22 protein-coding genes are annotated in these 20,685 nt (G+C 63.5%); 17 read left to right on the top strand and 5 right to left on the bottom strand.

The genetic code is table 11. The features are described from left to right. The first annotated feature begins 56 nt into the window (after positions 1-56). From CK501_RS13905 to CK501_RS13895, 4 genes are all read left to right on the top strand, one after another. Entirely contained in the window at positions 57-467 is a 411-nt protein-coding gene (locus CK501_RS13905; RefSeq protein ID WP_143421443.1) for a hypothetical protein, read from the top strand. 60 nt (positions 468-527) lie between these two features. Further along, positions 528-845 carry a hypothetical protein gene (locus tag CK501_RS16740; RefSeq protein WP_143421442.1) on the top strand — a complete coding sequence of 106 codons (318 nt, stop codon included), beginning with the start codon at positions 528-530 and terminating at the stop codon, positions 843-845. 7 nt (positions 846-852) lie between these two features. Further along, a complete protein-coding gene (locus CK501_RS13900; protein ID WP_095618339.1) occupies positions 853-1,065 on the top strand; it encodes a hypothetical protein in 213 nt (70 codons plus the stop codon). A gap of 163 nt (positions 1,066-1,228) precedes the next feature. Then, positions 1,229-2,155 (top strand): ketopantoate reductase family protein, encoded by a 927-nt coding sequence (locus tag CK501_RS13895; protein ID WP_095618338.1) that lies wholly within the window; start codon positions 1,229-1,231, stop codon positions 2,153-2,155. Here CK501_RS13895 and queG read toward each other — a convergent pair. Then, a complete protein-coding gene (queG, locus tag CK501_RS13890) occupies positions 2,121-3,206 on the bottom strand; it encodes a tRNA epoxyqueuosine(34) reductase QueG (RefSeq protein ID WP_095618337.1) in 1,086 nt (361 codons plus the stop codon). The genes CK501_RS13895 and queG overlap by 35 nt on opposite strands. Before the next feature lie 102 nt (positions 3,207-3,308). Between queG and CK501_RS13885 the strand changes: the two genes are divergently transcribed. The 12 genes from CK501_RS13885 (at position 3,309) to CK501_RS13830 (ending at position 16,254) form a co-directional block, all read left to right on the top strand. Further along, positions 3,309-4,844 carry an NAD(P)H-hydrate dehydratase gene (locus CK501_RS13885; protein ID WP_095618336.1) on the top strand — a complete coding sequence of 512 codons (1,536 nt, stop codon included), beginning with the start codon at positions 3,309-3,311 and terminating at the stop codon, positions 4,842-4,844. Next, positions 4,837-5,316, top strand: a complete 480-nt coding sequence (tsaE, locus tag CK501_RS13880; RefSeq protein WP_198949528.1) for a tRNA (adenosine(37)-N6)-threonylcarbamoyltransferase complex ATPase subunit type 1 TsaE — start codon at positions 4,837-4,839, stop codon at positions 5,314-5,316. The genes CK501_RS13885 and tsaE overlap by 8 nt, the downstream gene beginning before the upstream one ends. Then, positions 5,313-6,647: an N-acetylmuramoyl-L-alanine amidase gene (locus tag CK501_RS13875; RefSeq protein WP_095618335.1), complete on the top strand. Its 1,335-nt coding sequence runs from the start codon at positions 5,313-5,315 to the stop codon at positions 6,645-6,647. Before tsaE ends, CK501_RS13875 begins: the two co-directional genes overlap by 4 nt. Positions 6,648-6,665: 18 nt before the next feature. Then, positions 6,666-8,540, top strand: coding sequence for a DNA mismatch repair endonuclease MutL (gene mutL / locus CK501_RS13870; RefSeq protein ID WP_095618334.1), 1,875 nt, complete (start codon positions 6,666-6,668; stop codon positions 8,538-8,540). 2 nt (positions 8,541-8,542) lie between these two features. Then, entirely contained in the window at positions 8,543-9,568 is a 1,026-nt protein-coding gene (gene miaA, locus CK501_RS13865; protein ID WP_095618333.1) for a tRNA (adenosine(37)-N6)-dimethylallyltransferase MiaA, read from the top strand. A gap of 18 nt (positions 9,569-9,586) precedes the next feature. Then, on the top strand, positions 9,587-9,841 hold the full coding sequence (gene hfq / locus CK501_RS13860; protein WP_077530587.1) for an RNA chaperone Hfq: 255 nt from the start codon (positions 9,587-9,589) through the stop codon (positions 9,839-9,841). A 14-nt stretch (positions 9,842-9,855) separates the two neighbouring features. Continuing rightward, positions 9,856-11,175, top strand: a complete 1,320-nt coding sequence (hflX, locus tag CK501_RS13855) for a ribosome rescue GTPase HflX (protein ID WP_095618332.1) — start codon at positions 9,856-9,858, stop codon at positions 11,173-11,175. A gap of 101 nt (positions 11,176-11,276) precedes the next feature. After that, positions 11,277-12,494: an FtsH protease activity modulator HflK gene (hflK, locus tag CK501_RS13850; protein WP_095618331.1), complete on the top strand. Its 1,218-nt coding sequence runs from the start codon at positions 11,277-11,279 to the stop codon at positions 12,492-12,494. A gap of 2 nt (positions 12,495-12,496) precedes the next feature. Beyond that, positions 12,497-13,372 (top strand): protease modulator HflC, encoded by an 876-nt coding sequence (gene hflC / locus CK501_RS13845; protein WP_095618330.1) that lies wholly within the window; start codon positions 12,497-12,499, stop codon positions 13,370-13,372. A gap of 107 nt (positions 13,373-13,479) precedes the next feature. Then, entirely contained in the window at positions 13,480-13,665 is a 186-nt protein-coding gene (locus tag CK501_RS13840) for a DUF2065 domain-containing protein (protein ID WP_095618329.1), read from the top strand. Positions 13,666-13,725: 60 nt separating this feature from the next. After that, on the top strand, positions 13,726-14,904 hold the full coding sequence (locus CK501_RS13835) for an ATP phosphoribosyltransferase regulatory subunit (RefSeq protein ID WP_095618328.1): 1,179 nt from the start codon (positions 13,726-13,728) through the stop codon (positions 14,902-14,904). 54 nt (positions 14,905-14,958) lie between these two features. Next, positions 14,959-16,254 (top strand): adenylosuccinate synthase, encoded by a 1,296-nt coding sequence (locus CK501_RS13830; RefSeq protein ID WP_095618327.1) that lies wholly within the window; start codon positions 14,959-14,961, stop codon positions 16,252-16,254. 3 nt (positions 16,255-16,257) lie between these two features. Here the strand turns inward: CK501_RS13830 and cmoB are convergent, their stop codons facing one another. From cmoB to CK501_RS13810, 4 genes are read right to left on the bottom strand one after another with little or no spacing between them, the layout of a single operon-like run. Beyond that, complete coding sequence (cmoB, locus tag CK501_RS13825) at positions 16,258-17,256, bottom strand: tRNA 5-methoxyuridine(34)/uridine 5-oxyacetic acid(34) synthase CmoB (protein WP_095618326.1); 999 nt, start codon at positions 17,254-17,256, stop codon at positions 16,258-16,260. Beyond that, positions 17,253-18,020, bottom strand: coding sequence for a carboxy-S-adenosyl-L-methionine synthase CmoA (gene cmoA / locus CK501_RS13820; RefSeq protein WP_095618325.1), 768 nt, complete (start codon positions 18,018-18,020; stop codon positions 17,253-17,255). Before cmoA ends, cmoB begins: the two co-directional genes overlap by 4 nt. 29 nt (positions 18,021-18,049) lie before the next feature. Further along, on the bottom strand, positions 18,050-19,045 hold the full coding sequence (locus CK501_RS13815; protein WP_095618324.1) for a serine/threonine protein kinase: 996 nt from the start codon (positions 19,043-19,045) through the stop codon (positions 18,050-18,052). 3 nt (positions 19,046-19,048) lie between these two features. Next, complete coding sequence (locus CK501_RS13810; protein WP_095618323.1) at positions 19,049-19,501, bottom strand: hypothetical protein; 453 nt, start codon at positions 19,499-19,501, stop codon at positions 19,049-19,051. Between the two features lie 81 nt (positions 19,502-19,582). On the opposite strand from CK501_RS13810, the gene CK501_RS13805 reads away from it, so the two are divergent. Further along, positions 19,583-20,683 (top strand): NAD(P)/FAD-dependent oxidoreductase, encoded by a 1,101-nt coding sequence (locus tag CK501_RS13805; protein WP_095618322.1) that lies wholly within the window; start codon positions 19,583-19,585, stop codon positions 20,681-20,683. The last annotated feature ends 2 nt before the right edge of the window (positions 20,684-20,685 follow it).

The following is a 20,685-nucleotide window of genomic DNA, read 5'->3' as shown; positions in this document are numbered from 1 at the left end:
CACGGAAGGCGGATGCCTGAGACGTGCCGCTTCGTTCTGGCCTTAATGGTGAGGGAATGGGTGAGATGATTGATATCATATTGGTTGCGGTGGTTGTCTTAGTGATCGTCACGGCCATCTACAGGGTATTACCTCACCGAGAGCTTGGAGCCAAAAAGCCGTCGTTGGCATTTTTCCCAAAGTATCAGCATCAAGTACCCCATCCTGGCTCTGATGACGAAACAGAGCAGATTATGTCCTCTCTGGGGTTTAAGAAGCGCAGAAGTCGAGGTGGTGTAACGGAGTATTCGCGGGGCTCTGTTATTGGTGACCTATCGATTCAACTCAGCAAGGTGAAAGTTGTTTTCCATCCAGTCAGTAATGACATGCTTCCGTACACCGTAGAAGCCGCCTGGGTTGCTGCATTTGATACGGGCGATCATTGGCAGTTTACGAAAGAGTTGGGCGATAAGCTCAAGAGTGGGTAACTGTTATTCTTCTGGAAACTCTTTGTTTCGACCTGACAATAGACTGGTTTTGGAGGTATATTGGGAAAAATTTTTCTCGTTTTTTGGGGATTGGCGGTAGTTTGCTACCTCAGGCTCAAGTTCGTTGTGAAACAGAAGGAAGAGGGCCTCTATAGTCAATATTTTGGCAATAAATCATCCAATCGGTCAGGTCAGAACCCTAGCCGGTTTTCATGGTATGCACTGAAGATAAGTTGCTGGGATGAAGGGCTTGATCCAAAGGTTTTTTTCTGGCTGAAAATCCACTTTGGAGCTATGTGCATTCTTGTTGGGTATACGCTTTTTGTTTTGATTTATTTTGCTGCACTGGTGGTCGGAAAATTATTGGGCAACGGGTAGGTTTGGAATGAGCGAACAAATAAAGCTTGGCATCATGGCTGCTCCTGGTTTTATAGCTTTGGGGGTGGGAATAAATGGTATTTGGGGCGAACCGGAGTCTAAGATACATCCTTTTCTGGAAAATGAGGCTGCGGGGTATTTATTCTTGGTCGTCGGAGGGCTTTTGTCCTTTTTTGCCCTCGTGAAAGGCGCGTTTTTATTAAAGAACAAGTTTTTATGAGCTCCCCACTTCCCATTTATCGGTGACCTGGCCTTTCGGAAATGAGGGCCGATGCTTTATCCGGCGACTATATTCCCGATAGGCTTTCCTGACCGGGGCACCATGAGAGCCGGGCAGCTGGCCAACGCAGCAAAACCGAATCAACGCCAACGGGAGCAGCACCATGAGCGAGAAACCCAATATCCTGATCGTCGGTGCCGGGGCCATCGGCAGTTTTTACGGCGCCATTCTGAAACAGGCAGGCTGCTCGGTCAGTGTCGTCCTGCGCTCAGAGTACGAGACGGTCAGGACCAGGGGTATCCGCATCAACAGCCCGCTGGGCGACCTGTCCTATACCCCGGATGCGGTCTACAGGGATGGGGATACGCTGCCACAGGCACCGGACTATCTGATTCTCTGCGTGAAGGTTCTGCCGGGCGTGGACCGGGCAGCGTTGGTCCGACCCTGGATAGGTCCGGCAACATGCCTGGTCCTGATTGAGAACGGGATTGATATCGAGCGCGAGCTGGCCGATGCCTGTCCGAAGAATCCGCTCATCAGTTGTCTGGCCTTTATCGCCGCCAGTCGCACCGCACCGGGGGAGATTGAACACCAGGCCTACGGCAAGCTGGTAATGGGCCGTTTCCCGGACGGTCTGGACGATCACAGCCACAACCTGGCGGCTCTGTTCCGGGAAGGCGGCATCAACGTTGACCTGACGGAGCAGGTAATTGCTGAACGCTGGCGCAAGTGCCTGTGGAACACACCATTCAACCCGCTCTCGGTGCTCGCTAACGGCGCCGACACCCTCACTATCCTCGACACCGAGGGCGGGGAGGCGCTGATTCGCGCCCTGATGGCGGAGGTCATCGCTGTGGCAGCGGCAGACGGTTTTACGATGGAACCGGAACTGATCGACAAGAACATCAAGGGCACCCGTAAGATGCCGCCCTACAAAAACAGCATGGCCCTGGACTACCTCAATGGGCAGCCCATTGAGCTGGACGCGGTACTGGGCAACGTAGTGGCAATCGCTAACAGGCATCAGGTCCCGGTCCCCCACCTGGAAACCGTTCTCACTGCCCTGCGGATGCGTCAGCCCGCGGGCTGATCGGGTCATGCTGCCTTAACGCCCATTGCACATGCTCCCGAACCATCTCTGAAGGGTAATCCGTACGCGCCTTAAGCGCCTCGATCACGGGGATGGTGCTCGGGGCATTCCCCAGCCCCACCGCCAGGTTCCGCAGCCAGCCTTCGTACCCCGCACGCCGGATCGCGGAGCCTTCGGTCCGCTTGAGGAAGGTTTCTTCATCCCACAGGAACAGCTCCGCCAGTGTACTGTTGTCCAACCCATGGCGGGGCTGGAAGTCCGGTTCTTCGGTGGACTCGCTGAACTTGTTGAAGGGGCAGACCAGCTGGCAGTCGTCGCAGCCGAAGACGCGGTTGCCCATCAGGGGGCGCAGCTCTTCCGGGATGGGGCCGTTGTTCTCGATGGTGAGGTAGGAGATGCAGCGCCCGGCATCCAGTACATAGGGTTCCGGGAAAGCGTTGGTGGGGCAGACGTCCAGGCAGGCGGTGCAGGTGCCGCAGTGGTCCGTGGCCCAGGGTTCATCCACGGGTAGTGGCGCACTGGTGTAGATCTCGCCCAGGAAGAACCAGGACCCGGCCTGAGGGTGCAGTAGCAGGGTGTGCTTGCCCTGCCAGCCCAGACCAGCCTTGACCGCGATGGGCTTTTCCATCACCGGGGCGCTGTCGACGAAGGCGCGGTGGTAGTAGCCGGGCAGGGCTTCGTCGATCCACTTCGCCAGTTTCGCCAGGCGCTTGCGCATGAGTTTGTGGTAATCCCGCCCCAGGCTGTAGCGGGTGATGTAGGCCTTTTCGTCGTCGGCCAGAACCGTGTCCGGGTCGTCTGGTTCAGGGCGGTAATCCAGCCGGACCGCGATGATCCTTTCGGTGCCTTCCACCAGTTGCGCCGGCCTGTAGCGTTTCTCGCCGTGTGCTGACATGTAGCTCAGGTCGGCGTTGAGTCCCCGTTCAAGCCACTGGTTCAGCTGCTGGCCGGTTTCCTCCAGGTGCGTATCCGTAATCCCGACAGCCTGAAAGCCCAGGTCGTGGGCCCAGTCTCGGATTCGTTGGGCGGTGGCGGTAAGATCGTCGGTCATCCGGTCCTATGGCGTTTGAGTCGGAATTTGCTATGCTTATCAGGGTTCTGTGCGGATTTCTTAAACCGCATTGTGATAACTGGTTCATTTTTGAGCGAAAATATGCCCGACCAGCCACTGCCATTGTACACCGCTGAGCAGGTACGCAACCTGGATCGGACCGCCATCGAGGATTTCGGGGTGGATGGTTTCGATCTGATGAAGCGGGCGGGTAAGGCCGCGTTCCGGCTGGCGCGCCGGCGCTGGCCGGAGGCGCGTCAGCTCCTTGTGCTCTGTGGTGGTGGCAACAACGGGGGCGATGGCTATGTGGTGGCCGGGCTGGCCGCCCAGCAGGGGATTGCCTGCCACTGTGTAGCGGTATCCGACCCCTCGAAGCTCAGCGGCACGGCGGCATCCGCCTTTGCCTTTGCCCGTGAGAGCGGGATTCACGTCCTATCGTTCGAATCTCTGGACGAAGGCCGGTTCGGTGCGCTCTTGGCGGAATCGGACCTGGTTGTGGATACCCTGCTTGGGACCGGGCTTTCCGGTGAGGTCCGTAAGCCCTATGCCGGCGTGATCGAACAGCTCAACGCCTCCTCGGTGCCCGTGCTCGCCGTGGATATCCCATCCGGTCTCTGCAGCGGTACGGGGCGCGTTCTGGGCACGGCGGTTCGGGCAGCGGCCACCATCACCTTTATTGGTCGCAAGGCGGGACTGTACACGGGGCGGGCGCGGGACTGCACCGGGCCTGTCAGCTTTGATGATCTTTCCGTGGATCCAGCGGTCCATGACGCGGAACCGGAACCCTCAGCCTGGCTCTGGTCGCCGGAGGCCGCGCTTGCCCGTCTGCCCCGCAGGCATCCCACCACCCATAAGGGTGAATGCGGTCGCGTGCTGGTTGTGGGGGGTGATGAGGGTATGGGCGGTGCCGGGATTCTGGCTGGCGAGGCGGCCCTGCGTTGCGGCGCCGGGCTGGTGTTCCTGGCCACGCGGGGTGCTCATGTGCCGGCGGCACTGGCGCGCCGCCCGGAAATCCAGGCGCGGGCCGTGGAGCATGGTAATGATCTGGATCCATTGCTGGAGCGCGTGGACGCGGTCGTGGCTGGGCCTGGTCTGGGGCGCAGCGCCTGGGGGCAGCAGATGCTGCAGCGGGTGGCGGGTTTCTCCGGGCCCGTGGTCGCGGATGCGGACGCTCTCGCACTGATGCAGCAGCAGGGGCTTCCGGCGGATGCGGGCCAGTGGATCCTGACACCGCACCCCGGTGAGGCGGCCCGGCTTCTTGGGGGTGGCGTGCCGGAGGTTGAGGCTGACCGCTATCAGGCCCTGGCGACACTGGTCGAACAGCACGGGGCAACCGTCATTCTCAAGGGCGCCGGCAGTCTTGTGGGGGCTCCCGGGCGAACGCCGGCTGTCATCGAGGGCGGCAATCCCGGTATGGCCACGGCCGGCATGGGGGACGTCCTCAGTGGTGCCCTGGGGGCGCTTCTGGGGCAGGGCATGGATCCGTTGGGCGCTGCGATTACTGGCGCCGCCTGGCATGCGGCCGCGGCGGATCACGCGCTGGCGCGGACGGGTGAATGGGGCCTGTTGGCGGGAGATCTGATACAGGCGTTTGGCTCAACAGCAGGCTGCGTTGCCCCGGAGGCGGTCCGTGACTGAGGCGCTGGAATGGGTGCTCCCGGACGAACAGGCCACGGAAGCTCTTGGGGCGGCCCTGGCACGGGCCTTTTCCTCTGGCGGGGTGATCCATCTGGCCGGGGATCTGGGAGTTGGCAAGACCACCCTGGCGCGCGGGCTCATGCATGCGCTGGGGCACGAAGGCGCGGTGCGCAGCCCGACGTTCACGCTGGTGGAGCCCTATGAAACGCTGTCGCCCAGGGTCTATCACTTTGACCTGTATCGGCTTGGCGACCCGGAGGAACTGGAAATGATGGGCATCCGGGACTACATGGAAGGAGGGGCCCTGGTCGTGATCGAGTGGCCCGAGCGAGCGCGTGGCGTTCTGTCGGCCCCGGAATGCCGGGTTGAACTTGCGGATGCGGGCAGCGGGCGCAGTGCCCGTATCCACACGAATGATCGCATCGCCGGGGTTCTGTCCGAAGCCCTGGCCAGTGGGAGCAGCAGGCAATGAGTGGATGGATCATACGCGTTCTGGCGAGTCTGGTTCTGGTGCTGGCAGCGACAGCACAGGCCGGTACCCCGGTCGATAACGCCCGGATCTGGCCAGCCACGGATCACACCCGGCTGGTGCTGGAGACCGGTGATTCGGTGGATCATCGGCTGTTCGCGCTGGAGTCTCCCCGCCGGCTGGTGATCGACGTGGAAGAGGCGGATCTGGAAACCGACCTCAGTGCGTTGGATCTGGAAGAGACGCCCATCCGCCGTATCCGCACAGGTCGCAGGGAGAACGGCGACCTGCGGGTCGTACTGGATATGAAAAAGGATGTGGAGCCGCGCAGCTTCCTGCTCAGGCCGAACAAGCAGTACGGTCACCGGTTGGTGGTTGACCTCATGAGCAGCGACAGCACGCGCGAGGAGGAACAGCAGGCGGTCCTTGAGGATCAGAGCGACAGTAAGCGCAGGGACATCATTGTGGTGGTTGATGCCGGCCATGGTGGTGAGGATCCGGGCGCGATAGGTCCATCAGGGGTCCAGGAGAAGGATGTCACCCTGAAACTGGCGGAACGCATGGTGGAGCGGATTGACGCCATGGAAGGCTTCCAGGCGTACATGACGCGCAAGGACGATTACTACATCGGTCTGCGCAAGCGTACGAAGATCGCCCGGGACTACAACGCCGATCTGTTTGTTTCCGTTCACGCGGACGCCTTCCGATCACCCAACCCCAGGGGGGCTTCGGTCTACGCGCTCTCAACGGATGGGGCCAGTAGTGAAACAGCCCGCTGGCTTGCCGAAAGTGAGAACAGCGCGGATCTGGTTGGCGGTGTTGGCGGTGTCTCGCTCAAGGACAAGGACGAGATGCTGGCCGGTGTGCTGCTGGATCTGTCGATGACCGCGAGCATTGAATACAGCATGGGCGTGGGCTCCAATGTGCTGGATCAGCTGGATACCGTCGGGCAGCTGCACAAATCCTCGGTGGAACAGGCGGGCTTTGCCGTGCTCAAGAGCCCGGACATCCCCTCGATTCTGGTTGAGGCCGGGTTCATCTCCAATCCGACCGATGAGATGAAGCTCACCCAGGCGGCTCACCAGAAGCGCATTGTGGATGCCATGGTGGATGGTATTGACCGGCATTTCCGTTCATCGCCGCCTCCGGGCACCCTGATTGCCCACCAGCAACGCAGCGGTGGCGGTAAGCGTGAGTATGAAATCCGGCGTGGCGATACCCTGTCGGCCATCGCCCGGCGCAACCAGGTGTCGGTGCAGAAGCTCAAGTCAGCCAACAACATCAATGGTGAGACGCTGCATATCGGGCAGGTGATCAGCATCCCCTCGTCCTGATCTGGTACCATTCCGATCATGGCAGCCATCCAGACCCTACCCCCCCGTCTCGCCAACCAGATCGCGGCCGGCGAAGTTGTTGAACGCCCGGCCTCGGTCACGAAGGAGCTTATCGAAAACGCGCTGGACGCTGGCGCTTCCCGGGTTGAGGTGGAAGTGGAGCAGGGCGGTGCGCGCCTGATCCGGGTGCGTGATGATGGCGACGGTATTGCCCATGATCAGATGCCGCTGGCGCTCAGCCGCCATGCCACCAGCAAGATCCACAGCCTTGATGACCTGGAGGCGGTGAGTTCCCTGGGCTTCCGCGGCGAGGCACTGGCGAGCATCAGTTCCGTGGCGCGGCTGACGCTGACCTCCCGCGCCAGGGGGGAGACCGAGGGCTGGTGCGTGGAAGCCGAAGGCCAGGACATGCAGACGCGGGTGTCACCGGCGGCCCACCCCCAGGGGACCACCGTCGAGGTTCGGGATCTGTTCTTCAACACGCCGGCCCGTCGCAAGTTCCTGCGCACCGAGAAAACCGAGTTCAATCACCTGGAAGAGAACCTGCGGCGCCAGGCGCTGAGTCGCTTCGATGTGGGCTTCACGCTCCAGCACAATGGCCGGGCGGTGCAGTCCCTGCGGCCGGCAACCACCGAGCGTGACCGGCAGCAGCGGGTGGCCAGCCTCTGCGGCAGCCAGTTCATGGAGCATGCGCTGAGTATTGATGTGGAGGCTTCGGGCCTGCGCCTGCAGGGGTGGGTGGCGCTGCCGACGTTCTCGCGCAGCCAGGCGGACCTGCAGTACTTCTTCGTCAACGGCCGCCCCATCCGGGACCGGTTGGTGGCCCATGCGGTGCGCCAGGCGTATCGGGATGTGCTCTATAACCAGCGCCATCCGGCATTTGTGCTCTATCTGGAGGTTGACCCCGCCAACGTGGATGTCAACGTCCACCCGACCAAGCACGAGGTCCGTTTCCGCGACGGCCGCCTGGTCCATGATTTCCTGTTCCGCAGCCTGCACCGCGCCCTGGCCGAAGTGCGACCCGGCGACGACAGCACGGAGCCGGGGCACGGTGAGGCTGGTGCGCCAGGCCCATCCGGGTCTTCTGTTGCGACGGGGGCGGCTGGTGGGCCTGCGGTGAGTGGTCAGGTGCAGAACCAGAATAGGCCCGCCAGTCCCTCGGAGACCGAGGCCCAGATGGCCTTCTACGGCGGGCTCCATCAGGGCGGCGGCCCCTCCGCCAATGCCGTGGGGGAAGCGTCACCGACGCCCTTCATCCAGAGCCGTACCACAGCACCCTCCACTATGCCTCAGGCTTCGGAGGGGGAGATGCCGCCGCTGGGTTACGCCGTCGCGCAGCTCCACGGTGTGTATATCCTGGCCCAGAGTGCCGAGGGGATGGTGATCGTGGACATGCATGCCGCCCATGAACGCATCGTCTACGAACGCATGAAGCGCGGCGTGGCAGGGGAAGGCGTGACCTCCCAGCCGATGCTGGTACCGCTGACCCTCAACGTGAGCCAGCGCGAGGCGGATCACGCCGAGCAGTACGCTGAGGATATGGCAACACTGGGTCTGCAGCTGGATCGCATGGGGCCGGAAACGGTCACGGTGCGCCAGGTTCCGGCGCTGCTGCGGGATGCGGATATGGAGCAACTGGTGCGCGATGTCCTGTCGGATCTGGTTACCCATGGCCGCAGTCAGCAGGTGGAGGCGCGTATCGAACACCTGCTGGGCACCATGGCCTGCTACGGCTCAGTGCGGGCCAACCGCCAGCTGACGATCCCGGAAATGAACGCATTGCTGCGCGATATGGAGGCCACGGAGCGCAGCGGTCAGTGCAACCATGGTCGGCCCACCTGGACGCGTCTGAGCATGGGGGATCTGGACAAACTCTTCATGCGGGGGCAGTAGTCATGGCGTGGCGGCCTCCCGCGGTTCTGGTCATGGGGCCGACGGCCTCGGGCAAGACGGACCTGGCCATTGAGCTGCGCGAGCGCCTGGACGGTGAACTCATCAGCGTGGACTCGGCACTGGTCTACCGGGGCATGGACATCGGTACCGCCAAGCCGGATGCGGCCACCCTGCGCCGGGCGCCCCATCACCTGATCGACATCCGCGACCCTGTGGAACCCTATTCGGCGGCGGAATTCGCGGCCGATGCCGGGGCCCTGATCAAGCGCATCCGGGGCGAGGGCCGGGTGCCGATCCTGGTGGGCGGCACCATGCTCTATTTCAATGCGCTTCGCCAGGGCATGGCGAGCATGCCGCAGGCCGATGAAAGCGTAAGGGCAGAGCTCGGGCACCGTTTTGATACCGAGGGTGGGGACGCCCTCTACCGTGAGCTGGAAGCTGTGGATCCGGTGGCCGCCGCCGGGCTGCATCCGAACAACCGCCAGCGACTGATCCGTGCCCTGGAGGTCTATCGCCTCTCAGGGCGACCGATATCCGCGCACTGGGCGCAGGGCGCCGGTGAGGATCAGGGCGGCGGGCTCCCGGAAGGTACCGTCAGCCTCGCGCTGGCTCCGCCGCAGCGCCGGGATCTGCATGAACGGATCGAGCGCCGGTTCAGGGCAATGCTGGAGCAGGGGCTGCTGCAGGAGGTGCAGACCCTTTATGCGCGCAGCGACCTGTCCCCGGATCTGCCGTCCATCCGGGCGGTGGGGTATCGTCAGGTGTGGGACTACCTGAGCGGCGCAACCCAATATGATGATATGATTGAGCGCGCGCTGGCAGCCACCCGTCAGCTGGCCAAGCGCCAGCTCACGTGGCTGCGCAAGTGGCCGGATGCGCACTGGCTGGACAGTCAGGGCAGGGATCCGTTGGCCGATGCCTTGAAAATCATCAAAGGCGGCACCACTGTCTCCGGTGATCCAGACACCACGCCGCATGGTATGAAAGGAACAGCGCCCGTGGATCGCCCCGGGCGCAAGCAATCATAAAAAAACAGGAGCAGCCTCATGTCAAAAGGGCATTCCCTACAAGACCCTTACCTGAATTCCCTGCGCAAGGAACGCATTCCCGTGTCCATTTTTCTGGTCAACGGCATCAAGCTCCAGGGGCAGATCGAGTCTTTTGACCAGTTCGTGGTCCTGCTGCGCAATACGGTCAGCCAGATGGTCTACAAGCACGCCATTTCCACGATTGTGCCGTCGCGTAATGTGAAAGCGCCCCAGCATCCCGGTGACGAGGGTGAGGCGGTCGATCCCGAATGAGGAGCAGCACCTGATTGTTTGAGCGTCCCGAGGTTGGTGAACGGGCCCTGCTCGTTCACATTACGCTGGCATCCGAGATGGAGCCGGAAAATCCGGAAGAGTTCCGTGAGCTCGCCGAGTCCGCCGGGGTGACCTGCGCGGCCGTCGTCACGGGGACCCGCAACCAGCCCAGTTCGCGCTTCTTTCTGGGCAAGGGCAAGCTTGAGGAGTTGCGTGCGACCCTGGAGGCCGAGGGCGCGGATGTGGTGCTGTTCAATCACCAGCTCAGCCCGAGCCAGGAGCGTAATCTCGAGGCCGAGCTCAAATGCCGGGTGCTGGACCGCACCGGGGTCATCCTCGACATCTTCGCCCAGCGCGCCCGCACCTATGAGGGCAAGCTGCAGGTGGAGCTTGCCCAGCTGGAGCACATGTCCACGCGGCTGGTCCGCGGCTGGACGCACCTGGAGCGGCAGAAAGGCGGTATCGGTCAGCGGGGACCGGGTGAAACCCAGCTCGAGACCGACCGACGGCTGCTGCGCTCGCGCATCAACCAGATCAACCGCAGGCTCGAGAAGGTCCGGCGTCAGCGTGAGCAGGCCAGGCGGTCGCGCAAGCGGGCCGAGATCCCCGTGGTCTCGCTGGTGGGCTATACCAATGCGGGCAAGTCCTCCCTGTTCAACCACCTGACGGATTCCACGGTGTTTGAGGCGGACCAGCTGTTCGCCACCCTGGACCCCACGGTGCGCCGTGTAAGTGTTCCGGACGTGGGCCCGGTGGTGCTGGCGGATACCGTTGGGTTCATCCGGCATCTGCCGCACACCCTGGTCGAGGCATTCCGCGCGACGCTTGAGGAGACGGTCGAGGCGTCACTGCTGGTTCATGTCATCGACAACACCGATCCGGCCCGTGATGACACCATCCAGCAGGTCGAATCGGTCCTGGGAGAGATCGGGGCCGGCGAAGTGCCGGTTCTGCAGGTGTGCAACAAGATTGATCTCATCCCCGGGGCACAGCCGGGAGTGGAGCGGGACGAGAGCGGTCGTCCGGTACGCGTCTGGCTGTCCGCGCATACCGGGGCCGGCATGGAGTCGCTGCGCGATGCCGTGGCGGAACGTCTGGCCGAGGACGTCATCCATCGCTACGTGAAACTCTCCCCTGCGGACGGCTGGCTGCGGGCCCAGTTCTACCAGAGTGGTGCCGTGGTGGCGGAGCGCATGTCCGACAGTGGCGAGCCGGTTCTGGAGCTGCGCATGGAGGCCCGCGACTGGCACCAGCTGCTTTCACGTGCGGGCACGGACGAGAATCGGCTGACCTGCCTGGACGGCAGTGACTGGATGGCGGTAGAGGCGGTGTAGTACCCCCGGTTGTCGCGGCCTTTCAGAACACCTACTATTTGCATCTGTTGTGCCCGGCAGCCCCGGGCCGCTGCAGCGTATAACCTCAGACGGAGAACACTATGGCCTGGAACGAACCGGGTGGTAACCGCAACAACGACCGCGACCCCTGGAGCTCGGGCAATCGCGGCGGCAACGATCAGGGGCCGCCGGACCTCGATGAGGCGCTGAAAAAGGGCCTCGACAAGCTGAACCGGCTTTTCGGCAACAAGGGCGGCTCCGGCGGCAGTGGCGGCTCGGGCAGCAGTGGTGGTTCAGGCGGGGGCGGCTTTGGCCTGATCCTGGCTGTGATCGGGCTGCTGGTTTTCGGGTTCCTGGCCTGGCAGTCGGTCTACATTGTGGATGAACGGGAGAACGGCGTTGTCCTGCGTTTTGGTGAGTACCACACGACAACCCTGCCCGGCCTGAATTTCAAGATTCCCCTGCTTGACGATGTCCGCATGGTTACCGTCACGGATGTGCGCTCGTTCAAGTCCACGGGGCATATGCTCACCTCGGATGAAAACATCGTCAGCGTGAACCTGGGTGTCCAGTACCGTGTGCAGGATCCCAAGGACTTCGTACTCAATGTGAGGGAGCCCAACACGACCCTGCGCTATGCCACCGACAGTGCCCTGCGGCATGAGGTGGGGAGCGCGCAGCTCAGCGGTGTGCTGACGGATAAGCGGGCGGAGCTGGGCCAGAACGTTGAAGAGCGGCTTCAGAGATTTCTCGACAGCTACGTTGTGGGAATGCAGATCCTGCGGGTGAACGTTGAGAGTACCCAGCCGCCGGAGGCAGTCCAGGAGGCCTTTCAGGATGTGCAGCGCGCACGTGAGGAACGCCAGCGGATCATTGACCAGGCCCAGAGGTACCGCAACCGGGTCGTCCCCGAGGCCAGGGGGCAGGCGCAGCGTATCCGTGAGGACGCCAACGCCTATCAGGCCAAGGTTGTAGAGGCCGCGCAGGGTGATACGGCACGCTTCCTCGATGTGCTCGGGGTCTACGAGGAGGCGCCGGAGATCACGTCACGGCGGCTCTACATTGAGACCATGCAGCAGGTGCTTACAGGGACCAGCAAGGTCGTTGTCGACATAGAGGAAGGCAACAACCTGATGATGCTGCCGCTTGATCAGATGATGAAAGGCGGTGCCAGGGCAATGGCGGACGACGCTTCATCCGGTGATGGATCCGGGAAGCAGGGCATCGGTTCCACAGAAGACCGCATTGACCGGATCAGCGATGATGTGATCAAGCGGATGCGTGAGCAGAACAGCAATTCCGGCCGGGAGAGGCGTTAAGCATGAACACTAAAGGCATACTGGCGCTCATAGCCGTTGTCGTGGTTCTCTACCTCGTGTCGGCGACCGTCTACATCATTCCTGAAACCCATCGCGGCGTTGTTCTTCGGTTTGGCGAGGTGGTCAAGACGGGTGTTGAGCCGGGGCTGCATTTCAAGCTGCCCTGGGTGGAGACGGCTCGTGAATTCGATAAACGGATCCTGACGCTCAACATACCGACTCAGCGTTATCTGACCATCGAGAAGAAGCCGCTGGATGTGGATTCCTATGTCACCTGGAAAATCCGGGACGTCGGCGATTTCTACCGGGCGACCGGGGGCAGTGAGCCCCGTGCTGAGGAGCTTCTGGCGTCGCGCATTGAGAACGGGCTGCGTAACCAGTTCGGTCTTCGGACGATGACCGAGGTGGTTTCCGGGGCGCGGGACGAGCTGATGACCGTCATCCAGGGCAGTGTGGATGAGCTGACCCGAGAGGAGTTCGGCATCGAGGTGATCGATATCCGGGTCAAGGGCATCGAGCTCCCGGATGAGGTCAGCGGTACGGTCTACGAGCGCATGCGCGCTGAACGTGAAGCTGAAGCCCAGGAATACCGCTCAAGGGGTAATGAAGAGGCTGAGGGTATCCGTGCGGCGGCTGACCGCGACGTCACCGTACTGCTGGCTGAAGCCAACCGCGAGGCCCAGGAAATCCGCGGTAAGGGTGACGGCGAGGCAGCGGAAATCTACGCCGATGCTTTCGGGCAGAACGAGGAGTTCTACGAGCTCTATCGCACCCTCGAGGCTTACCGCAGCACCTTCAACAGTCGCCAGGACGTGTTCCTGATGGATTCCAGGAGCGACTTCATGAACATGCTGGACGGACCCATGGGCGGGCAGTAAGCTCTGCCGCTCTACCGGAACCGGAGCTTCGGCTCCGGTTTTTTTATGGGCGCGATGGGCGTAGAATCCCGGCTCTGTAACAAACCCGAACGGTGCCTGGTATTGCCATGTGGCAGGATCTGCTGACAGCTCTGGCGCTGGTGCTCATCATGGAGGGCGTCATGCCGTTTCTGTGTCCGCAGCGCTGGCAGCGCATGGTGGAAGTTCTGGCACAGATGGCGCCCTCAAACATGCGATGGGCGGGTTTCGCGAGCATGCTGATGGGGGTGACCCTGCTCTATGTTGTTCGCTAGGTTCCCCTGGAACCGCTTGAGACGTTCCTGCTCAGTCAATCAATCACGGATTCAAGCGTCATGAGTACGTCTGATCGATGGTTGCTGCCCGATGGGGTGGCTGATGTCCTGCCGCCCCGTGCCCAGAAGGTCGAGGCCCTGCGCCGCGAGCTGATGGATACCTATCGGCGCTGGGGCTACGAGCTCATCATCCCGCCGATGATCGAATACCTGCAGTCGCTGCTGACCGGTACCGGTAACGATCTGGATCTGCAGACGTTCAAGCTGACGGATCAGCTGACCGGCCGGATGATGGGAGTGCGCGCGGACATGACCCCGCAGGCCGCGCGGATGGACGCACACAGCCTGCGCCGCCCGGGCGTCACGCGCCTGTGTTACGCCGGCCATGTCCTGCATGCCCGCCCCAGCAGCATGCTGGCCAGTCGCACCCCGTTGCAGGTCGGGTGCGAGCTTTTCGGCAGCCGCAGCAGTGCCGCCGACCAGGAAATCATCGACCTGATGCTGGAAACCCTGACTGCGGCCGGTGTTGAAACAGTTCACCTGGATATCGCCCATGTGGGCATATTCCAGTGCCTGGCGGAAGAGGCGGCACTGGGCAGCGACCTGGAACAGCGGGTCTTTGATGCCCTGCGCCGGCGCTCCATCCCGGAGCTGGACGAGCTCCTGGGCACTGCCGAAGCCGGTTCCGCGCGCGCCATGCTGCGGGAGCTGGGCCGGCTGAGTGGTGGCGAGGGTGTGCCGGATGCCGCACGGCAACGGCTGGCGGGCGCGCCTGCGCCCGTGCTCGAGGCCATTGACCAGCTGGAACAGACCGCCGCCCGGGTGCGTGAACGTCACCCCGGCGTCGCCATCGGGTTCGATTTCAGCGAACTGCGTGGCTACAACTATCACACCGGGCTGGTATTCGCCGCCTACACACCGGGGCAGGAGGAGGCGCTTGCCCAGGGCGGTCGGTACGACGCCGTGGGTGAGGACTTCGGCCGCGCCCGGCCAGCGACCGGCTTCAGTGCCGATCTCAACCGGCTCCTGGAAGCGGGGTGGCGCGCCTTCGGTGCCAGCGGGGGGGCCATCCTGGCGCCGGCTGGAACGGACGCGGCGCTGCGCCGGCGCATCAGTGAGCTGCGCCGGACTGACACGGTCATCCAGCAGCTGGATGACGAAGCCGGTGACCGGGTACCTCCCGGCTGTGACCGCCAGCTCGTCCTGAGGGACGGTGACTGGCAGGTGGAGCCGCTGTAACCACAGCGGTGTGAACGTCAATCATGAGTTTCTGAACGGATCAGCGAGCCATTCATGGGTAAGAACGTCGTAGTGCTGGGCACCCAGTGGGGTGACGAAGGCAAGGGCAAGATCGTGGATCTGCTCACCGAGCAGGTGTCCGCTGTTGCGCGGTTCCAGGGCGGACACAACGCCGGCCATACACTGGTGATCGATGGTGAGACCACTGCGCTTCACCTGATTCCCTCAGGGATCCTGCGCAAGCACATCACCTGCATGATCGGCAATGGTGTGGTGCTGGCACTCCAGGCCCTGCTTGAGGAGATCCGCAAGCTGGAGGCGCGCGGCGTGGATGTGCGTTCACGGCTGCGGGTCAGCGAGGCCTGCCCGCTGATTCTGCCGACCCATGAGCGTCTTGATCAGGCCCGTGAGCGCGCCCGGGGCAAGGACTGCATTGGTACCACCGGGCGTGGTATCGGCCCCGCCTATGAGGACAAGGTATCCCGTCAGGGCCTGCGCTTCGGTGACCTTGCGGATCCGGAAGTCTTCGAAAGGGGCCTGCGCCACCTGATGGGCTACCACAACTTCGTACTCACCGAGTACTACGGCGAAGAGCCGGTGGATGTGGATGCCACCCTGGCGGATTTCCGCGCCTACGCCGAGGAACTGCTGCCCATGGCGGCGGATGTCACGGACATGCTGCATGACCTGCGCAAGCGCGGTGAGCATATCCTGTTCGAGGGGGCCCAGGGGGCGCTGCTGGACATTGATCACGGCACCTACCCGTTTGTCACCTCGTCGAACACCACTGCCGGTGGCGCGGCAACGGGCACCGGTTTCGGGCCCCAGTACATGGACTACATCCTCGGGATCACCAAGGCCTACACCACCCGTGTTGGTTCCGGCCCCTTCCCGACGGAGCTGTTCGACACCTGTGGTGAACACCTGGCGCGTCAGGGGCATGAGTTCGGCACCACAACCGGTCGGGCCCGGCGCTGTGGCTGGTTTGACGCGGTAGCGCTGCGCCATGCCATCCAGGTGAACAGTGTCTCCGGCATCTGCCTGACCAAGCTGGATGTTCTGGACGGTCTGGATGAGGTGAAGGTCTGTGTGGGTTACATCACCCGTGAAGGGCGCGTGACCCGGCCACCGATCCGCGGCACCCAGTACGAGGCGATCGAGCCGGTGTATGAGACCCTTCCCGGCTGGTCGGAAAGCACCTCGGGCATCACGGCCATGGATCAGCTTCCCGAGAATGCGCGCAACTACATCCGCTTTCTGGAGGAGCAGATCGAGGCGCCTATCGACGTCATTTCCACAGGGCCGGACCGGATCGAGACGGTCACCCTGCGCCACCCCTTCAACGCCTGAATCTCAGGCAGGCTTGCGGGCCACCAGGGTGGCCCGCCGGGGCGCCGGATAGCCTTCAATGGTCCGGTGCCCGTCCTCCGGATCCAGGAAATCGGGCAGTGACTGGAACTGCATCCAGCTCGTGCTGCGCTGTTCATCCGTGGTGGTGCGCGTTACATCCACGCACTGGATGTCCCGGTAACCGGCGCGCTGCAGCCAGCGTTCCAGGGTGGGCACGCTGGGAATGAACCAGACGTTGCGCATGCGCGCGTACCGGTCTTCCGGCATCAGTGTCTCACCCATTTCCCCCTCGATCACCAGTGTTTCCAGCACCAGCTCACCGCCGGGTTTCAGCGTGCCCTTGAGTTCGATCAGATGGTCGATGGGTGAGCGCCGGTGATAGAGCACGCCCAGTGACAGCGTGGTGTCGAACAGCTGCAGCTGGTGGGGCAGATCCTCCAGCCGCTGGGGCAGCAGGTGGGCAGGCGGATCGTCCAGATAACCCCGCACCGCCTGGAACTGGATCAGGAACAGCATGCCAGGGTCGATGCCCACCACCCGTCGGGCGCCGGCCCCCAGGACGCGCCAGCAGTGATAGCCGGAGCCGCAGCCCACATCCAGAACGTTACGGTTGCGCAGGTCGCTCAGGCTGGGGCGGACCCGGTCCCACTTCCAGTCGGAACGCCACTCGGTATCGATGTGGGTTCCGAAGAAATCAAAGGGGCCCTTGCGCCAGGGCATCAGGCCCCGCAGCCCCTGTTCAAGCTGGTCCTGCTGTTCGTGGCTCAGTGCCCCGGGGGATCTGAGCGTGACCGTCGGCTGGTCCAGATCCGCCTCTGGCCCGGGAATCCGGGGAAGTTGATTGAGGGCGGCCAGCCAGCGCGGCAGGTCGCCGTGCGGGTGGGTCTCGAAGACGCTGCTCAGGCGCTGTTCCAGCTGGTCGTGCCATTGCGTCCGGCCGCTGTCGCGCAGCCAGTCCAGCAGGTTGGCGTATTCGCTGCGCCAGTCAAAATCCGTGCTCATGCCGTCGCCTCCGGCGCAATGGCGAGGATGGAGACGAAGTTCAGCGACTGGTGCCAGAGCGTGACCTGCTCAAAGCCGGCAGCCTCCAGCCGCTGGCGGTGTGTGGCAATGGACTCGGGGATCAGCACTTCTTCCAGTGCGTTGCGTTTCCGGCTGATCTCCATTTCGGAATAGCCCTGGGCGCGCTTGAAGTCCAGGTGCAGCTCCTCCAGCAGTGACTGTTCGGCGGCATCCGGGAATGCCACCTTTTCCGAGAGCACCAGGGCCCCACCCGGCGTCAGCGTCCGGCACAGTCGCTCCAGAAGCGTATCCCGGTCCCCGGGGGGCAGGAACTGGAGCGTGAAGTTCAGGGCGACCACGCTGGCGGGCTGGTAGTCGATGTCCCGGATGTCGGCGCACTGGAGCGCCACCGGGAGCTGACCGTCATCCAGGGCAATGTAGTGGCGGCAGCGCTCGATCATGGAGGCAGCGTTGTCCACGGCCACAATGCGGGCGCCATGGGCTTTCACGCTGTGGCGCATGGCCAGGCTCACGGCACCCAGTGAGCACCCCAGATCATAGAGCGCCGTGTCCGGCCGTGCGAAACGCGCCGCGATCACCCCGATCATGGGCACTATGGTGGTATAGCCGGGCACAGAGCGCCGGATCATGTCCGGAAAGACGCGCGCGACCGCCTCGTCAAACCGGAACGGGTCATCGGAGGCGCTGGCGCCGGCGTACACGGCATCGGTTTCGGTATCAAAGTGACCGGTTGGATCATTCATGGTGCGGTTTCCGTTGTTCGTGGGCGCTGTCAGGGCCCGGGGGGCCGGACCGGTGGCTGCTGCAGGTTGGCGAGCTGTTCGCGCAGCATCAGTATGTGATCGGACCAGAACCGTGCCTGGCCGAACCAGGGGAAGTGCATGGGGAAGGTGGGGTCGTCCCACCGCCAGGCCAGCCAGGCGGCCTGGTTGATCAGTCGCATGGTACGAAGAGGCTCAATGAGGTGGCATTCCAGCGGGTTGAACCGGTTGAACTGCTCGTAGCCCTCGATGAGCTCTCCCAGCTGCCAGCGCTGCTCTTCGGCGTCGCCACTGAGCATCAGCCAGATGTCCTGGACAGCCGGGCCCTGACGGGCGTCGTCGAAATCCACGAACAGCAGCCGCTCCTCGCGCATCAGGATGTTGCCCATATGGCAGTCCCCGTGCAGCCGCTGGATCGTCACCTCGCCGGCGCGCTCTTGGCAGGCGCGGATGGCATCGAGCAGGTCCGGGATAAGGCTGCGGTAGGCCGCCACCAGATCGTCCGGCACAAACCCGGCATCCAGGACATAGCGCTGCCCCTCATCAATCACCCGGACCGGGTCAATGGTGGGGCGGTGCTGGAAGTCCTGGCGGGCGCCAACCTGATGGATGCGCCCGAGCCACTGGCCAATGCGGAACAGCGTGTCCGGAAGCGTGATGTCCGGGGCCTGGCCGCCGCGCTGGGGGTAGAGCGCCAGCGTGAAACCGCCGTAGTCCGCCAGGTAGCCGCCGCCGGGCATGGGGAGCGCGCCAACCGCCGGGATCTCGGCGGACTCCAGCTCGGCCACAAACCCGTGCTCTTCCTCCAGCTGCGGTCGGGACCAGCGTCCCGGGCGATAGAACTTGGCGATCAGCGGCTTCTGGTCCTCAATCCCGACCTGGTACACGCGGTTCTCATAGGAATTGAGCGGGAAGAGTCGGCCGTTGACCGCATAGCCACAGGCCTCAACCGCATCGAGAACCAGGTCAGGGGTGAGGTGCTGGTAGGGGTGCGCCATTGTCTCCATGGGTCAGCTGCCTGTCGCGGGGTTGATAGGTGCCGCGTGACCGGGGGTACGACGGGCCTCCATGTTATTGAGGTAGTACCAGTTCTCGTCCAGCTCCCAGCGTACCCGGCGGATGCTGCCCGAGGCGGTGACGGTCTCACTTGCCCGTGCCTGAAGGCGGGCGTACTCCTGTTCAGCGCGGCGGAATTCGCGGCTGGTTTCCGGTATCCGGCGCAGGTCGGGGAAAAGTTCCCGCATGGCCCGGGCGGTGTCCACACGGGGTGAGCGCAGTGTGCTCATGACGGCCGTGTCTCCCTCCACGCGCAGCACCCGGAAGGGATAGGGGTAGTCCGCCAGCGCGGACTGTTCGCGCAGCGTTTCGTTGAGCGCCATCACGGTATAGCCGCGCCAGCCCAGCCAGCTTACAAACAGGGCTGCCACGATCATGACCGCAATGAACTGGCGGATGTCCGACATACTTCCCCCGGTGAAATGGCCAGATTACCAGTATAACCGCTTGGGCGTTTCAATCAGAGTCCCGGCTGGTATCCTTTGCCCATGGATTCGGAACAGGTTGATGCGGTCGTCATTGGTGCGGGGGTCGTCGGGCTGGCCGTGGGGCGGGCCCTGGCCAGGGCCGGACACGAGGTGCTGGTGCTTGAGCGCCACGCCCACCCCGGTGAGGAGGTCTCTTCGCGCAACAGCGAAGTCATCCACGCGGGCATCTACTACCCGCCGGGGTCGCTCAAGGCGGAGCTGTGCCGTGAGGGCCAGGACCGGCTGTACGCTTTCTGCGAACGTTACGCTGTCCCCCACCGGCGCTGCGGCAAGTGGCTGGTTGCCACCGGTGAGGCTGAAATCCCCGCCCTGGAGCGACTGCGCCGCAATGCCGCGGACAACGACGTGGCACTGGCTTGGCTCAGCACCCGAGAGATCGCCCGGGAGCCGGAGCTCCACGCGGCGGCCGGGCTGGCGTCCCCGATGAGCGGCATTGTGGATTCCCACGCCTTTATGCAGGCCCTGCTGGGGGATATGGAGGCCCATGGCGGCTGGCTGGTGCGCCAGGCGCCGGTGGAGCGGATTGAAACCGTGCAGGGGCGCCACCGCATCCAGGTGGGCGGCGAGGCGCCCTGCGAACTCAGCGCCGCCATTGTGGTGAATGCCGGTGGGTTGGGTGCTGTGCCCGTTGCCCGGCGGTGGGAAGGGATGCCTGAAGAGGCTGTGCCGCGCCAGTGGTTCACCAAGGGCCACTATTTCGCCTACAGCGGCCGTCATCCCTTCCGGCGCCTGATCTACCCGTTGCCGGCTGAGGGTGGGCTGGGGGTGCACCTGACCCTCGATATGGCCGGTCAGGCCCGGTTTGGCCCGGACGCGCACTGGGTGGATACCCTGGAATGGTCCGTGCCGGAATCCCTGGCCACCACTTTTGCCGACGCTGTCCGCCAGTGGTGGCCAGGGGTGGATCCCGCGCGCCTCACGCCCGCCTATGCCGGCATCCGCCCGCGCATTCACGGCCCTGGCGATACACCGGCGGATTTCATGATCCAGGGGCCAGGGGAGCACGGCCTGGCCGGGGCGGTGAATCTGTTCGGTATAGAATCCCCGGGGCTCACCGCCTCCCTGGCGCTCGCCGACCGTGTTCTCCAGAAGCTGTACTGAGG

Origin of the sequence: Halovibrio salipaludis, assembly GCF_002286965.1 — a bacterium.
Lineage (GTDB): Bacteria > Pseudomonadota > Gammaproteobacteria > Pseudomonadales > Oleiphilaceae > Halospina > Halospina salipaludis.
The sequence above is the reverse complement of the archived record's forward strand: the minus strand, read 5'-3'. Positions and strand labels throughout refer to the sequence as shown.

Coding starts and splice junctions, on each gene's coding strand:
- CK501_RS13805 (WP_095618322.1), top strand. CDS start 19,583: ATGGATTCGGAACAGGTTGATGCGGTCGTCATTGGTGCGGGGGTCGTC.
- hflC (WP_095618330.1), top strand. CDS start 12,497: ATGAACACTAAAGGCATACTGGCGCTCATAGCCGTTGTCGTGGTTCTC.
- CK501_RS13810 (WP_095618323.1), bottom strand. CDS start 19,501: ATGTCGGACATCCGCCAGTTCATTGCGGTCATGATCGTGGCAGCCCTG.
- CK501_RS13875 (WP_095618335.1), top strand. CDS start 5,313: ATGAGTGGATGGATCATACGCGTTCTGGCGAGTCTGGTTCTGGTGCTG.
- CK501_RS13895 (WP_095618338.1), top strand. CDS start 1,229: ATGAGCGAGAAACCCAATATCCTGATCGTCGGTGCCGGGGCCATCGGC.
- CK501_RS13905 (WP_143421443.1), top strand. CDS start 57: ATGGGTGAGATGATTGATATCATATTGGTTGCGGTGGTTGTCTTAGTG.
- cmoA (WP_095618325.1), bottom strand. CDS start 18,020: ATGAATGATCCAACCGGTCACTTTGATACCGAAACCGATGCCGTGTAC.
- queG (WP_095618337.1), bottom strand. CDS start 3,206: ATGACCGACGATCTTACCGCCACCGCCCAACGAATCCGAGACTGGGCC.
- CK501_RS13900 (WP_095618339.1), top strand. CDS start 853: ATGAGCGAACAAATAAAGCTTGGCATCATGGCTGCTCCTGGTTTTATA.
- CK501_RS13840 (WP_095618329.1), top strand. CDS start 13,480: ATGTGGCAGGATCTGCTGACAGCTCTGGCGCTGGTGCTCATCATGGAG.
- hfq (WP_077530587.1), top strand. CDS start 9,587: ATGTCAAAAGGGCATTCCCTACAAGACCCTTACCTGAATTCCCTGCGC.
- mutL (WP_095618334.1), top strand. CDS start 6,666: ATGGCAGCCATCCAGACCCTACCCCCCCGTCTCGCCAACCAGATCGCG.
- hflK (WP_095618331.1), top strand. CDS start 11,277: ATGGCCTGGAACGAACCGGGTGGTAACCGCAACAACGACCGCGACCCC.
- cmoB (WP_095618326.1), bottom strand. CDS start 17,256: ATGAGCACGGATTTTGACTGGCGCAGCGAATACGCCAACCTGCTGGAC.
- CK501_RS13830 (WP_095618327.1), top strand. CDS start 14,959: ATGGGTAAGAACGTCGTAGTGCTGGGCACCCAGTGGGGTGACGAAGGC.
- miaA (WP_095618333.1), top strand. CDS start 8,543: ATGGCGTGGCGGCCTCCCGCGGTTCTGGTCATGGGGCCGACGGCCTCG.
- CK501_RS13815 (WP_095618324.1), bottom strand. CDS start 19,045: ATGGAGACAATGGCGCACCCCTACCAGCACCTCACCCCTGACCTGGTT.
- CK501_RS13835 (WP_095618328.1), top strand. CDS start 13,726: ATGAGTACGTCTGATCGATGGTTGCTGCCCGATGGGGTGGCTGATGTC.
- CK501_RS13885 (WP_095618336.1), top strand. CDS start 3,309: ATGCCCGACCAGCCACTGCCATTGTACACCGCTGAGCAGGTACGCAAC.